Raw genomic sequence first — 13,979 nt, forward strand, 5'->3', positions numbered from 1 at the left:
AGGCATCATGCCCGTGGCCTTCCGGGTAGGAGTCGATGCAGTAGACGGGAACCGGGGCCGTTTTCACGCGCAGCGTAGTAAGGGCCGGAACAGGTAGGAGCTTAGCGGCCGAACCAGACGCGTACTACTCAGGTGAAAGGTTGAAGCGGGCCGGGCGCAACTGCCGGTGAAGGCGTCTACGCTATCCGGCGCGGGCAGGCAGTACATGCGGCGGCGAATGACGAGAGAGGAGAGTACTGTTAGCCCTCCGATGGCAGCCAGGGCGGCCCCCAGGCCCAGCGTATCGGCCAGTATGCCCGTAAGCAAGGCGCCGATGGCGTAGCCCACGTCCCGCCAGAGGCGGAAGATGCCCACGCTGTGAGCCCGCTGGGGCAGGGGGGCATACTCGGCAATAGCTGCCAAAAAGGTGGGATATACCAGGGCCGTACCGGCCCCCAGCAGACCTGCCAGCAGTAGAAACACCGGGTAAGAAGAAGTAAACAGCATGGCCAGCAGCACCGCCCCCTGCAGCAGCATGCCCCAGAAGAGCAGGTCTTTTTTGCAGAGCCGGTCGGCCAATGGGCCGGTCACCAGCTGGCCCAGCCCCCACACGGCCGGGTACACGGCGGCCACGGTACCAATCTGGGTAAGGGTGAATCCCTTGGAAGCCAGCAGCAACGGCAGCAAACCCCAGACCATGCCGTCGTTGAGGTTGTTCACGAGGCCGGCCTGCGTGACCGAGCCCAGGTTGGGGTGGCGCCAGGTCACGTCCCAGAAGGAAAGCGGCGGCCCAGCTGAACTGCCGGCCGGAGCCTGAGCCGCTTCCAGAGCCACGTGGTGGCGCGTATCGCGCACCAGCAGAGAGCCCAGCAGGCCCAGCACCGCCAGGACGATGCCCAGATAAAAGGGATAAGGCCGCAGGCCGTACTCGGTGGCCAGCCAGCCCGAGGCAAACGCCGTAGCGGCCACGGCCAGATAGCCCGCCGACTCGTTCAGGCCCATGGCCAGCCCGCGCTGCTTGGGGCCCACCAGGTCAATCTTCATCACCACGGTGCTCGACCAGGCCAGGCCCTGATTCAGGCCCAGCAGCACGTTGGCGAAAATCACCCAGCCCCAGGAGGGAGCCCAGAGCAGCAGCAGGGGCACGGGCAAACCAATGAGCCAACCAATAACTAGTAGGTTTCGGCGCCCCACCGTATTGGCCCAGGCCCCGGCGTAGTAGTTGGCCACGGCTTTCGTAAGCCCAAACACCACGATGAAGGAGAGAATGGCCGAGCGGGCTACTAAGTGGAATTCCTGCTCCGCCAGCCGGGGCAGAATCGTGCGCTCCAGCCCCACCATGCCCCCCACAAAGGCATTCACCAGGACCAGCAGGCTGAACTGGTGCCAGTTTTCACGCAGACCCAGACGCGGAGTAGTCATGGCTAGTAGCTAATGGGGGGAGGAAGTATAGGAAACGTAGTTGTTTAGGGGTGCACGATAGCCCAGCCCTGGGCCTGGCGGATGATCAGCTCACCGTTGCCGGTGGGTACGTAGCTGATAAAGGGAAACAGCTCGTCCTTACTGATCTTGCGCTCTTTCATCGTGTTCAGGCACTGGGCCAGCAACACGCCCTGCTGTTGGAGGGCTTTTAGATCCGCCTCGTAGGGCTGGGCTTTGCGGAACACGTCCGTGCCGCCGCCGTAGGCCACCAGCTCCATCTGCAGCTTGCCCTTGAGGCGCGGGTCTTCCAGCGCGTTTTTCATGTTGCGCAGGGTCTGCTTGATGAGCTTGGGGTCGTCGCTGTCCAGCTGGTACACCACTTTGTACTCCGCTTTGTCCGCTACAGCACCTGTGAATTCGGCGGCTGGTTTACCGGCGGTCGGGGTCTGGGCCTGGGTGGTGGTAAGGCTGGCCAGCAGCAGGGCAGAGGCCGCAAGAAAGCGGAGAGGAGCGTTCATGGCGAAGGGGAAAGGGTTAAAAATCGTAGTTGAGAATCAGATTCACCAGGTGCAGGTCTACTTTGTTGACTTCGTAGCGGGCCTCGCCGTAGGTGTTGCCCAGGCGGCCCTTGTACACGTAGAGCAGCTGCCCGCGCAGTCCCTTGGCCCAGCCCGGGAAAGCATAGGTCAGGGAAGCGTTCAGCTGGCGATACGAGGGCATACCGTACTTGTTGAGGCGGGTGTTTTTTACGTCCGGCAGGTAGTAGTGGCCGTAGCCAGCTTCCGCTTTCAGGCCCGGCACTCGGGCAAAGGAGTAGCCTCCCAGCACGGCCGCCGCATCCACTCCCCCGAAGCCCTCTTCCCGCTCGCGGGGCAGAAACGTGTAGAACGGCTCCCGGCCCCACTCCCGCGGAAACAGAAAGCGCCCGGTGCGGGTGATGCGGGTGTAGTTGCCGCTCACGCTCCAGGCCCCGCGCTGGTAGCCCAGGCGGGTGCTCAGGGCATGGGCCCGGCGGCCGGGGGCGCTGTAGGCCAGCTGTGGATTCGGGTTGCCGCCAGAGCCCACCGTGCGCTGGTAGTGGTACTGCCCACCCAACGTGAGCTGGCCCATACCCAGGACCCGGCCGGTGGTCAGCTCCGCAAAGCTGGCGTTGAACAGGTTGTCAGCGTAGTAGTTCCAAACTTGGGCTGTGGTACGCGCACCTACCTGCCGGTTGACGCCCACAATCCCTAGCCCCCGGCTGTGCAGGTTGCCCGCGTACAGGGCCCGCTGACCGGCTTCCGTTACACCCGCCGGGTACAGGCCCACGGAGCCGCCTACTGAGGTCCAGTCGGTGGTGGAGCGCACGGCCAAGCCGGTTAACCAGCCCGCGGAGAGGGTGGTGCGGGGAAGCTCCCGCAGCTCCAGCCACAGCCCTTCGGCGTAGTTGGGGCTCAGGCGGCCGTCCTGGGGGTTGAGCAGCGGGGTAGTGAGCAACTGCCGGCCCAGCGTGAGGGTGGACTGCCGCCAGCGGTAGCGCAGAAACAGCTCCTCGGCCCGCCCGGTGAGCCGGCGCCGGCCGGGGTTCGTCACATCAAACAACCCCACCTCGTAGCGGCTCACGGCGCCGGTCAGCGAGTCCGGCGTCGCCAAGTCATTGGAGGCCAGATTGGCCCAGAAAAAGCCGCCCACGCCCACCTGCAGTCCGTGGAAAGAGGCCGTTTCAAAGCGGGCCCCGGCTCCCAGGCCCTGGGCGTAGTAGTCGGGGTAACGGCCCTGGTTCAGGGTGGCCATCGTGTAGCTGCGCACCCGCCCGTGCCAGCGTCCCCGGCGGAAAGCATCCGGCAGGGAGCGGGCCCGCACCGTATCCGGCGCCGTCGGCGCCGGGTAGGGTGGCAGCTGCGTGCGCCCCGTTACCGGCCGGGTCAGGGCCGGCTCGGCGTGTTGCGCCCAGGCCGCCGCCGGCAGCAGCAGGCTGGCCACCAGCAGGCGCAGGAAGCGCGGCAGCGCGGACGACTTATTTGGCTTTGGCCAGTTGCGGGTGGGCATCTTCGATGGGCTGGTAGGGCCCGTATTTGTGCTGGCGCTCCGAGAAGGAGTCCGTATAGGGCCCGAAGGGATGATCGACGGGCTTTTTGCTGATATCGGGCCAGTCCCGGGGCGTGTGCAGGTGCGGCCGGGGCTGGGAGTTGACGAAGGCGGCCACGTCCCAGGCCTGCGCGTCGGTGAGCTGGGGGTGGTCGAAGGCCGCGCCGAAGGGCATGGCGGCCTTCACGTACTTGGCCAGGTTTGTGACGCGGTACAGGCCCGCCCCGTCGTTGTAGCTGCGCTTGCCCCAAAGCGGCGGGTACTGGTACTCGCGCCCGTCGGCCAGCTGCTTGCCTTCCCCGTGGGGGCCGTGGCAGCTCTGGCACTTGGCGGCAAACACGGCCTTTCCTATTACCGGGTCGGCGGCGCGTGGCAGGTAAGCCAGCTTTGTGAACCCGGTACCATACACTTTTTTCCCTTTAGGAATGTCGTGGCCCAGCCAGTTGATGTAGGCCACGATGGCGCGCATCTCCCGGCTGCTGTCGGCCAGGGCCCGGCCGTTGAGGCTGCGCTCCAGGCAATCGTTCACCCGCATCTGCGTCGTGACCATCGTGCCCGAGCGGGCCCGCAGCTTGGGGTAGGTGGCGGCCACGGCCAGGTAGTTGTTGGCAAAGCCCTTGGTGCCCGCATCCAGGTGACAGTTCTGGCAGTTCATGCCGTTGGTCAGGTGCGCTACCGAGCCCTGCGGCCCCAGATAGCGGGCAGTGTGGGCAATCAGGTCGCGGCCGTAGCGGATCTGCCGGCCGGCGGCGGTGCGGGGAAGGGTCGCCGTGTCGGGGGCGGCCGTGGCCGGGCGGTGGTAGCTGCCGGAAGGGGGCGGCCCCTCGTTGGCTTCGGCCACCGGGGCCGGCGGGGGCGGGCTGGCCGGGCCGTACAGCTGGGTCAGCACCACCACCACGACCAACACCAGCGCAGACGTCAGCAGCAGCAGGATGCGCACCAGCTGGGGCAGCCGGGCAACGGAATCAGACGGTGTTTCCATGGCAGCGTAGCGAAGGCGGGCACCGATGCCCGGCAGTTAGTGAGGCAGCTTTTCGCGCAGGGCGCTGTAGGTCCAGGTGCCGGCCAGGGCCGCGAGTATCAGCACGGCCGCGCCGGCCACGCCGCTGCCCAACTGGGCGAACATCGGGCCGGGGCAGGCGCCGGTTAGGGCCCAGCCCAGGCCGAAGATGGTGCCCCCGATCCAGGTGCCGTGGTTGTACTTCTTGTCGGCAATGCTGATTTCCTCGCCGTTGATGGTCTTCAGGCGGTTGCGCTTGATGAGCTGAATGGAAATCAGGCCGACTACAATGGCTGAGCCGATGATGCCGTACATGTGGAAGCTCTGGAAGCGGAACATCTCCTGGATGCGCCACCAGCTCACCACTTCGCTTTTCGTAAGAACAATGCCGAACAACACGCCCAGCACCAGGTATTTCAGGTTTTTCATGTCAGGTAACAGAAGTAGAGGTTAGGCGCGCGTGGCCAGCAGGCGCACGACATTGGCCGGGCCGGAGTGGAAGCTGCCCTCGTGCAGAACGACGCCCAACTCGTGGTTTTCCTGCACCGTCAGCCCAGCAAAGTCCTGGGCCAAGGTGTCGGGGTCGTAGAGCAGTTCGGCCGATTGTGGGCCGCCGGAGGGCAAGCCCAGCTGGCGGGGACTGAAGGCTTCCAGAATCAAGTGTCCCCCGGATGCTAGGCTTTGGGCCGCGGCCGCGTGCACGGCCCAGCGGGCCACGGGCGGCAGGTGGGCATAGATCAGGCCGATGGCATCGTAGCCGCCGGGCTGCTGCCAGCGCAGACTGGTCACATCGTCCACCTGGTAGTCTAGGTGCACGCCCTGGGATACGGCCAGGCGTTGGGCCTTGGCGCGGGCCTCATCGCTGAAGTCCACCGCCGTTACCTGCCACCCGCGCCGGGCGGCGTACACGGCGTTGCGTCCTTCGCCTTCGGCCAGCAGCAGCAGGCGGCCAGGCGGCAGCTTATCCAGTTGCTGGCGGAAGTAGGTGTTGGGCTCGGTGCCGTAGGCATACGCCTCGCTTTCGTAGCGGGCGTCCCAGAACTCGGCGGCCGCGGATTGGGAAGCAGTGTTCATGGCGGGTGGGGTAGCAGTACTGGGCTAAAACATCATTGGGTAGAACACCCACGTCATGAGCAGACCGCCCACGAAGAAGCCAATGACGGCCACCAGCGACACCCACTGCAGGTTGGACAGACCCGAAATGGCATGGCCCGAGGTGCAGCCCCCGGCGTAGCGGGTGCCGAAGCCGACCAGGAAACCGCCCAGCACCAGGAATACCCAGCCTTTCCAGTTCGAGAGGTTCTCCAGAGCAAACAGCTCCTTGGGCAATAGCCCCGAGAAGTCGGTCAGGTGCATCTGCGCTTTCAGGTCGCGCACGGTTTCCGGGGAAATGGCAATCGTATCGGCGTGGCCCATGAGCTGGTAGCCGATAAAGCCGCCGATGCCGATGCCCAGCACAAAAAACAGGTTCCAGAGTTCGGCCCGCCAGTTGTAGGTCAGGAAGGGAATACCGGCGGGCACGCAGGCGGCGCACACGTGGCGCAGCGAGGAACTGATGCCCAGGGCCTTATTGCCGATGAGCAGCAGGGCGGGCACGGTCAGGCCGATCAGTGGGCCGGCCACGTACCAGGGCCAGGGCTGGCGAAGTAATTCAAGCATGAAGTCAGAAGGTCAGGAGTATGGACATCCGGCCCGCCCGCCGCAGCGGCCGGCCGGAATTCTTGCTAAACAGGAAGGGAAAATGGATGCGGGTTAGCGAACCAGCTTTTCGGGCCAGTCCAGCACGCCACCCAGCAGGTTCGACACGTGCGCAAAGCCGCTTTTGGTCAGCTGCCCGGCGGCGTTAGCCGAGCGGGCGCCGCTGCGGCAGTACACGTAGGTGGGCTTGGTTTTATCCAGAGCCGCCACGCGCTGGGCGAAGTCGGGCGCGGTGACGTCGATGTTCACGGCCCCGGGCAGGTGGCCACCGGCAAACTCGTCGGGGCGGCGCACGTCCAGCAGCACCGCGCCGGGCTGGCGCAGGGCCGCGGAGAATTGAGCAGGGGTGAGGTTTTTATAGGCGGGCGTAGCGCCTTGAAAGAAATTCAGCATGGCCAAGAGGGGAAGAAGCAACGTGAGCGAAGGCATAGGATAAGGCCGTCAGGCAACCGGAGAGCCCGCCTGCAGGGCGGCTCCCCGGTCGGCCGTTGGGAATTAGTGCTGGGCGGAGGCGGACTGGAAAGACTTGACGGCCTCGCTCAGGTCGAGCACTTCCGTACCGGGCAGGGCATCGGCCACGATGCTGGAGCCCGCGGCCGAGCGGTAGCCGCCGGCGCAGTGCACTACCACGGGCTTATCGGTGGGGATTTCCTGGGCCCGCTCCCGCAGCTCGGGCAGCGGAATGTTGAGCGCGTCCGCAAAAATGGGCTCGTCGCGGTGCTCGGTGGCGTTGCGGATGTCCACAATGGTGTACTGCTCGGGATGCTGGCGGAACTGCTCCACATCCAGCTTCGGTAGCTTCGCCTCAGAAGATGGCGAGCCGACCAATGCCCCCTTGATCAGGGCCTCGTAGCCGATTTTGGCCGTTTTCCGGATCAGGTCTTCCAGGGTCGCCTCGTCGGCTGCCCCCAGGTAGAACGGCTCTTCCGGCCCCACGATGGAACCCAGCCAGGTTTCGAACTTGCCGCCCTGCTGGATATTAATGGCGCCGTCCATGTGGCCCTGCTTGAACTCTGCTTCGGGTCGGGTATCAACTAGGATGGTACCGGCTTCCAGAGCCGTGCCGGCAGCCAGGCGGTTCACTTTCTGCACGCTCGGCTTGTAATCGGGCGCACCGGCTTTGTTCAGGGCCACGTCGTAGCCGAAGTATTTCGGGATGAAGGGCTGGTCAGCGAGCAGCTCTTTCACGAACTCCTCTTCACTCATTTCCCGCAGCATAGGGTTGCCGAATTTCTCGTCGGCGATGGTGCTGCTGTTAGCGCCGCTGAGTGCCTTGCCGCAAAGGCTGCCCGCGCCGTGGGCGGGATAGACTAGCACCTCACCGGCCAGGGGCATCAGCTTGTCGCGCAGGGAGTGGTACATCTGCCGGGCCAGTTCCTCGCGCTTGGCCGTCATGTTGCCGGCTTTTTCGCGCAGGTCGGGCCGGCCCACGTCCCCGATGAACAGCGTATCACCGGTAAACACGGCTTCGTCCTGGCCCTCGCGGCTCACGACGATGCTGATGGAGTCGGGCGAGTGGCCCGGCGTGTTCAGGGCGCGGAAGGTCAGTTTGCCCACCGTGAAGGAATGGCCTTCATCGAAAGCTTCGTGGGTATAATCAGCTCCCAGCAGCTTGCTCACGCGGATGGTGGCTCCGGTGGTCTGGGCTATTTCCAGGTGGCTGCTCACAAAGTCAGCGTGGGGGTGGGTTTCGATAACGCTGACGATTTTCGCGTCGTTCGCCTTGGCGTAGTCATAGTAGGGCTGCGGGTCGCGGGCGGGGTCGATGAGCACGATTTCGCGGGCGCACTCGCTGAGAATAGCGTAGGAAAAGTGGGCCAAGCCCTTGTCTTCAAACTGTTCGATTTTCATGACCAAAAGTGGTTGGGAGGTGAGTGGAAGCGGAAAAACTAAAAGAGAGGTAAACCGGGAAACGAGAACTACCGGGATAAGAGCCAGCTGCTTAGTGGGTGAATACCAGCTCGCGCAGTAGAATGAAGGTGCCCATGGCTAGGGTGAACCAGCCGAAGGCCGGCTTGAGCTTGGCCCCGGGAATGAAGCGGGCCAGGTAGGTGCCCAGCACGATGCCCGCCAAGGCAAAGGCCAGGAAGCCGAGCAGGAAGGTCCAAGCAATGGGGGTGCCGGCGCTCAAATCGCCGGTAAAACCGATGAGGGAGTTCAGGGCAATGATGGCCAGGGAGGTGCCCACGGCCAACTTCATGGGCAGGCGGGCGCCCAGCACCAGGGCCGGAATAATCAGGAAGCCGCCGCCGGCGCCCACGAAGCCCGTGAGCGTGCCCACCACCAGGCCAATGCCCAGAATCAGCGGGTAGTTAAAGGCGTACTTCTGGTGCAGCTCTTCGTCGAGCACTTCCTCGGCCTGCTTGCTGCGGATCATCGACGTAGCGGCCACGACCATGAGCACTGCGAAGGCCACCAGCACCAGCAGGTCCTTGGTGAAGACAATGCTGCCCAGGGTAAAGAGCTCGTGCGGGATGGCGGGCATCAGCAGCTTGCGCACGGCAAACACGGCCAGCAGCGAGGGAATCAAAAAGACAATGGCCGTCTTCAATGACACGAGTCCCTTGCGGAAATAACCCGAGGCGCCCACTACGGAGGTGGAGCCTACTACGAAGAGCGAGTAAGCCGTGCTCAGCACCGGGCTTACGCCCATCAGGTACACCAGTACCGGCACGGTGAGGATAGAGCCGCCCCCGCCCATAATGCCCAGAGAAAGACCGATGAATATAGCCGCGAAGTAGCCGACGATGTGCAACATGGATGAACGGGTGAACGTATGTAGTTATGAAAAGTTGTTCATGCGTTTTGGCAAAAAAAAGGCTGGTTCCCTTACAGGAACGTGCAGCCGGCCAGGCACTGAATCACGTCGACCACTTCGCGCATCTTCAGTGCGTAGAAGATGTTCTTGCCGTCGCGGTGGCTGCTCAGAATACCTTTCAGCTTCATGCCCGTCAGGTGGTGGGAAAGCAGGCTTTGCTCCACATTCAGCTTTTCGCTGATGTCCGTGACGGAAAGGCTTTCCTGATTAGCCAACAGCTGCACGATGGCAATGCGGGTCGGGTGGGCCGTGGTTTTGAGAATGAAGGCCACCTTCTCCATCTTTTCAGTGGTCAGGTTCAGATCGGCGGAGGTGGTAGTCGGTGTCATAAGGTGCTGCAAATGTATGATCATTTGTTCATGTATACAACTTTCCCATTCTTTTTGGTTCCAAAATATTTCACCTGCTCATGCAAGCTTCTCCAAATACTGACTCTATTACCTTTTCAACCCGCTTTTTAGCCCCGTGGCGGTGGCTGGCGCTGGGTAGCGCGGTGCTGGCGGCCGCCGGAACGCTGAGCAGCTGTCAGAGCAACTCCCGCCAGAGTGTCGCTTCAGCCAGCGGCTCCTTCACCATTCTGCACACCAACGATATTCACGGCCGGCACCGGCCCTTTACCGTGAGCCCCGGCAATGCCACCGCCCAAACCGGCGACCCCGGCCGCAGCCCCTCCTCGTTCGAGCGCGCCGGGCGGGTGGGCGGGTTTGCCCACCTGGCCAGGGCTGTGCAGCAGGTGCGGCAGGCACGCGGGGCTGCTAACGTGCTGCTGCTCGATGGGGGCGACACGTTCAGCGACGATCTGCTGGGCAATCTTACGAAGGGAGCGGCCAACATCAAGCTCATGAATGCGCTGGGCTACCAGTTCATGGCCCTGGGCAACCACGATTTCGACTACGGCACGGCCCGCACCCGCGAGCTGCAGCAGTTGGCACGCTTCCCCATGCGTGGGGCCAACGTTACGGACAGGGCCACCGGCCAGCCGTTTCTGGGTGAGCCCGCTCAGGTGTTTACCGTGGGCGGGGTGCGCGTGGGGGTGCTGGCCCTGGCTTACCACAACACGGCCCAGACCGGCAACCCCGACAACACGAAAGAACTGGCGTTCGGTAGCGGTATTGAGGCAGCCCGGCGCTACGTGCCAGCCCTGCGCGCCCGCGCCGACGTGGTCGTGATTCTCTCCCACCAGGGCACCAAGGTGGATGAGCGGCTGGCCCGCGAGGTGCCGGGCATCGACCTGATTGTGGGCGCCCACTCCCACGACCGGATTGCGCCGCCCCGCCAAGTCGGTAATGCCTGGGTGGTGCAGGCGCTGTCAGACGCGGCTGTGCTGGGTCAACTTACCGTGCAGGTGAAGGCGGGCAAAATAACCAGCGTCGAGGGCATCGCGCCCACGCTGTGGACCACGGAATACCCGGCTTACACGAAGCTGGCGCAGCTCGTGGACTCGCTGCGGGCGCCCCATAAAGCGCGGTTGGAAGAAGTGCTGGCCACTGCTACCGGCCGCATCGGGCGGCAATACAAATCGGCCAGCCCCTTCGACCAGCTCGCCGGCGAGCTGCTGCGCGAGGCCACCGGCGCCGAGCTAGCCTTCCTGCCCGGCGTGGGTTACGGCGTTTCCTTGGAACCGGGCCCCATCACCCGCGAAATGCTCTATACCCTGCTGCCGCACCCCTCCAAAGTGGTGACGCTGGAACTGACCGGCGCGCAGGTGCGGCAGTTGCTGGAGCAAACGGCCACCAACCAGAACCCCGGCGACGACATGGCACGGGTGGGCGGCCTGCTGCAAACCAGCGGCCTGAACTGGACGGCCGACCTGAACCAATCCGTGGGCCGGCGGGTGAGCGACGTGCGGGTGAACGGGCAGCCGCTGGATGCCCAGCGCCGCTACCGCGTAGTCACGCACAGCGGCATGCTCACCGGCATTCACCGCTACACCACCTTCGCGCAGGGGACGAACGTGCTGAAGCTGGATAAAGGTGTGACGGAGGTTGTGGAGGGTGCTCTGCGCAAGCGCGGCACGGTAGCGCTGCCCACACCGGCGCGGGTACATATCGTGACAGCGAAGTAAAATAAAGTTGGCTTGAATGATAAACTATTGATTTTGCCAACTCTATAAAGAGCGTCCGCCCACAATGGACGGATGTTTAAATTCCATATTTCAAACACATGAGTACCGCTTCCATCAACCCGCTCACCCTCCTGCCGAAAGGCCGCCCGTTCAATGTCAGCCAATCGTTGAAACGAAAAATGGCTTCCTCATTCGCCGCTGATGCCAATGATTTCCTTTGGCGCGTTGGTATTCTGAATTCCAGCCGGCCCCACGACACCAACTCTTTCTTCTCCAAAATGTATGTCGACTTGTTGATGAGTGCGGAATGCGCCTTGAAGTCGTTGATTGTTAGTCTGTCACCGCCTAATGAAACACCCGAAGATGCTTACCTCAAGATCCGCAGCCTCGGCCACAATCTGGAAAAGCTTTACAAGGAAGTAGAACGGCGCGCTGTTAACCGCCTGAAACTGCTGAAGCCTGCGCAACGTGCGCTACTAATGGACGCAAACACCATTGGTGTAGGCTACCGGTACGACATCACTATCTTTTTCTTTTTGAGCCGGGAGTCCCGCCTGGACCGCGCATTCCAACAAGGCACTGTGAGTCGGATTCTGAACTACGACTTCATCATGGCATTGTACAACATGCTACATGAGCTGCGGGATTTAGCTGATGCCGCCCAGCTTAAACGGTTCGGTCCTCTCACTGCTTTATCTATGAAACAACTCGGGAAAATAGAGGAACGGGAAGATGCCTTCTTCGCGGCAGTAGGGCATCGCCTTTAAGTTTATTGTAAGGCTCCGCTGTCCTGACGGCGGCACGGTTTATGCGGCCCCGGCTGCAACCATGCCGCCGTCCAGTATGGCTTTAGCCCGTTCGGTTACCGAAATAGTGCGCACCTTTGCACCAAGCCCTATTGTTTATGTCTCGTTTGCTGACCCATTTGCTGTTGCTGCTATATGCGGGTGTTTACCTGCATTGCCAGCCGCTGCCTGCCCGGGTCCCCGCAACGACCACTGGGCTGGGTAGTCCGCAGGAACAGTCCCAAACTGGCCTGTGCAAAAAGAAGCTGCAGACGGTGCAGGCCGATCCGCAGGCCGACCACGCACCAGAAGTAAAAGCCAAGCTGCTGCCGCTGGATCTGGCGCTGAGTGGTGATTTCCCGGCCCTGTATTTCGGGCTGCTGTTCCCGGCCGACGAGCCGACCCTGAATCCCGCCCGTGGCCCGAATGCCGGCCCCGAGCACTCGTTTGCCAACCACCCTAACAAGGCTCCGCCCGTTCGCTTTTCTTAGGAAAACGCGTCGTGGAGCCGGGTGTGTACCCGGTTAGTTGCCCCGTTCGTGGGGGCGATAACCGGGTTTTTTATGCCCCTACCAGCCCGCCGCCTCATGCGGCTGCTCTTAACCCTGGTTATCGGGTAGTCCTGCCTTTTCCTGAGAGTCCCAGCAAATCTGCCTAGTAACTGGCTGGCTACGCCCCTGTGCGCCCGGCCCGGATTTCTTTCCTGACTTCTCTCAGCCCATGTTTTTCCCTTTTGTACCTCCTGTCCGGCGGCTGCCGGCAGGTAGTGCCTGGCTACTCGTCGCCCTGCTGTTGACGGGTCCAGTCAGCCAGGCACAACAGCGCCCGGTTCATCCAGCCGCCGGCCGGCCACTTTCCTTAAAAGAAGCCCTGGATCTGGCCCGCACCCAGGCCCCGCACCTGCAAGCTAAAGCCTACCAGGTGCAGGCCGCCGAGGCCGATATTGCCCAGACCAAAACCCAGCGCCTGCCTTCGGTGCGCTTGAGCGGGCAGGTGAGCTACGGCTCCACCAACGCCGTGGCCGGCACCATGCTGCCCGTGGGCACTATCATTCCCAGCAGCGGCTCGCTAAGCGGAGTCAACTCCTACAACGCCGTATTCGGCAGCATGGGCACGGCCCTTGCGGAGTGGAGTCCGGTCACCTTTGGGCAGTACCCGGCCCAGCGGGCCCGCGCCGAAGCCGCCCGCGACTACGCCCAGGCCGACGCCGACAACGAGCTGTTCACCCAGCAGCTGCGCGTGGCCCAGACCTACCTCGACTTGCTGGCTACGCAAAGCCTGCGCCAGGTGCGCGAGCAGGATGTGCGCCGGGTATTCATACTCAAAAAGACCATTACCCGGCTGGCGCTGCATGGTCTGCGCCCCGGCGTGGACAGCACCCTGGCCCGCGCGGCCGAGGCCCAGTCGAAGCTGGCGCTGGTAAGTGCCCAGGAACAGGAAGCCGACCGCCAGGCCCGTCTTTCCACGCTGCTGGGCCAGCCCGGTGCTACCTGGCAGCCCGATACGCTCTACAACCGAACCCTGCCGCCCGCGCTGGTGCCGCCCACGGCCACGCACCCCACGCTGGGCCTGCAGCAGCGGGCCGTGGACTTGGGCCAAGCCCGCGAAACGGTCATTCGCCGTCAGTACCGCCCCCGGCTTTCCCTGCTGGGGGCCACCTGGGGCCGGGGCTCCGGGCTAAGCTACAACGGCACCACCGACTACGGGCTGGGCGGGGCCGCACCCACCCGCTTCAACTACGCCGTGGGCGTGGGCGTGGTGTTCGACCTGCTCGACTGGCCCCGCGTGCAGGCCCAGGCCAAGGCCGAAAACCTACGCACCCAGGGTCTGCAAGCGGAATATCGCCAGCAGCAGCTGGAACTCAGCAACCAGGCCACTTTAGCTAACCAGCGCCTGCAGCTGGCCGCCGAGCGCGCCCGGCAGGCACCCTTGCAGCTTGCGGCCGCCCGCCAGGCGTACCGCCAGAAGCTGGCCCTGTACAACTCCGGCCTGGCCACCGTGGTCGACGTGACGCAGGCCCTCTATGGGCTGCAGCAGGCCGAGCAGGACCATGTGCTCACGGCCAACGCCGCCTGGCATGCCGTGCTGCTGCAAACCGCCGCCGCCGGCGACTTTTCCTTCTTTTTCACCCATGTAACGCCCTAG

15 protein-coding genes are annotated in these 13,979 nt (G+C 63.5%); 4 read left to right on the forward strand and 11 right to left on the reverse strand.

From position 1 onward, the window contains the following. Positions 1 to 63: 63 nt before the first annotated feature. From EU556_RS16525 to EU556_RS16575, 11 genes are all read right to left on the reverse strand, one after another. Entirely contained in the window at positions 64 to 1,401 is a 1,338-nt protein-coding gene (locus EU556_RS16525) for an MFS transporter (protein ID WP_135435237.1), read from the reverse strand. Between the two features lie 44 nt (positions 1,402 to 1,445). Next, on the reverse strand, positions 1,446 to 1,919 hold the full coding sequence (locus tag EU556_RS16530; RefSeq protein WP_125433104.1) for a DsrE family protein: 474 nt from the start codon (positions 1,917 to 1,919) through the stop codon (positions 1,446 to 1,448). Between the two features lie 16 nt (positions 1,920 to 1,935). Beyond that, the gene (locus EU556_RS16535) at positions 1,936 to 3,429 is read right to left on the reverse strand and encodes an OprD family outer membrane porin (protein WP_135435238.1); all 1,494 of its coding nucleotides are present in this window, start codon (positions 3,427 to 3,429) and stop codon (positions 1,936 to 1,938) included. Beyond that, positions 3,398 to 4,450, reverse strand: coding sequence for a c-type cytochrome (locus EU556_RS16540; RefSeq protein ID WP_135435239.1), 1,053 nt, complete (start codon positions 4,448 to 4,450; stop codon positions 3,398 to 3,400). The genes EU556_RS16535 and EU556_RS16540 overlap by 32 nt, the downstream gene beginning before the upstream one ends. A 36-nt stretch (positions 4,451 to 4,486) precedes the next feature. After that, a complete protein-coding gene (locus tag EU556_RS16545; protein WP_135435240.1) occupies positions 4,487 to 4,897 on the reverse strand; it encodes a DUF6691 family protein in 411 nt (136 codons plus the stop codon). A 21-nt stretch (positions 4,898 to 4,918) separates the two neighbouring features. Then, positions 4,919 to 5,542, reverse strand: a complete 624-nt coding sequence (locus EU556_RS16550; protein ID WP_135435241.1) for a class I SAM-dependent methyltransferase — start codon at positions 5,540 to 5,542, stop codon at positions 4,919 to 4,921. Between the two features lie 24 nt (positions 5,543 to 5,566). Further along, positions 5,567 to 6,127: a YeeE/YedE family protein gene (locus EU556_RS16555; protein ID WP_073285590.1), complete on the reverse strand. Its 561-nt coding sequence runs from the start codon at positions 6,125 to 6,127 to the stop codon at positions 5,567 to 5,569. A gap of 93 nt (positions 6,128 to 6,220) precedes the next feature. After that, a complete protein-coding gene (locus EU556_RS16560; RefSeq protein ID WP_210116312.1) occupies positions 6,221 to 6,559 on the reverse strand; it encodes a rhodanese-like domain-containing protein in 339 nt (112 codons plus the stop codon). A gap of 102 nt (positions 6,560 to 6,661) precedes the next feature. Beyond that, on the reverse strand, positions 6,662 to 8,017 hold the full coding sequence (locus EU556_RS16565; RefSeq protein ID WP_135435242.1) for an MBL fold metallo-hydrolase: 1,356 nt from the start codon (positions 8,015 to 8,017) through the stop codon (positions 6,662 to 6,664). Positions 8,018 to 8,108: 91 nt separating this feature from the next. Further along, positions 8,109 to 8,924, reverse strand: coding sequence for a sulfite exporter TauE/SafE family protein (locus tag EU556_RS16570; RefSeq protein WP_210116313.1), 816 nt, complete (start codon positions 8,922 to 8,924; stop codon positions 8,109 to 8,111). A 71-nt stretch (positions 8,925 to 8,995) separates the two neighbouring features. After that, positions 8,996 to 9,313, reverse strand: coding sequence for an ArsR/SmtB family transcription factor (locus EU556_RS16575; protein WP_073285581.1), 318 nt, complete (start codon positions 9,311 to 9,313; stop codon positions 8,996 to 8,998). 80 nt (positions 9,314 to 9,393) lie between these two features. Here EU556_RS16575 and EU556_RS16580 point away from each other — a divergent pair, with 80 nt between their 5' ends. The 4 genes from EU556_RS16580 (at position 9,394) to EU556_RS16595 (ending at position 13,979) form a co-directional block, all read left to right on the forward strand. Beyond that, positions 9,394 to 11,049, forward strand: a complete 1,656-nt coding sequence (locus EU556_RS16580) for a bifunctional metallophosphatase/5'-nucleotidase (protein ID WP_135435243.1) — start codon at positions 9,394 to 9,396, stop codon at positions 11,047 to 11,049. Between the two features lie 98 nt (positions 11,050 to 11,147). After that, entirely contained in the window at positions 11,148 to 11,816 is a 669-nt protein-coding gene (locus tag EU556_RS16585; protein ID WP_135435244.1) for a hypothetical protein, read from the forward strand. A gap of 137 nt (positions 11,817 to 11,953) precedes the next feature. Further along, positions 11,954 to 12,325 carry a hypothetical protein gene (locus tag EU556_RS16590; RefSeq protein WP_135435245.1) on the forward strand — a complete coding sequence of 124 codons (372 nt, stop codon included), beginning with the start codon at positions 11,954 to 11,956 and terminating at the stop codon, positions 12,323 to 12,325. Between the two features lie 229 nt (positions 12,326 to 12,554). Then, positions 12,555 to 13,979 carry a TolC family protein gene (locus EU556_RS16595; RefSeq protein WP_135435246.1) on the forward strand — a complete coding sequence of 475 codons (1,425 nt, stop codon included), beginning with the start codon at positions 12,555 to 12,557 and terminating at the stop codon, positions 13,977 to 13,979.

This window comes from Hymenobacter fodinae (genome assembly GCF_004745825.1).
GTDB classification, from domain to species: Bacteria; Bacteroidota; Bacteroidia; order Cytophagales; family Hymenobacteraceae; genus Hymenobacter; species Hymenobacter fodinae.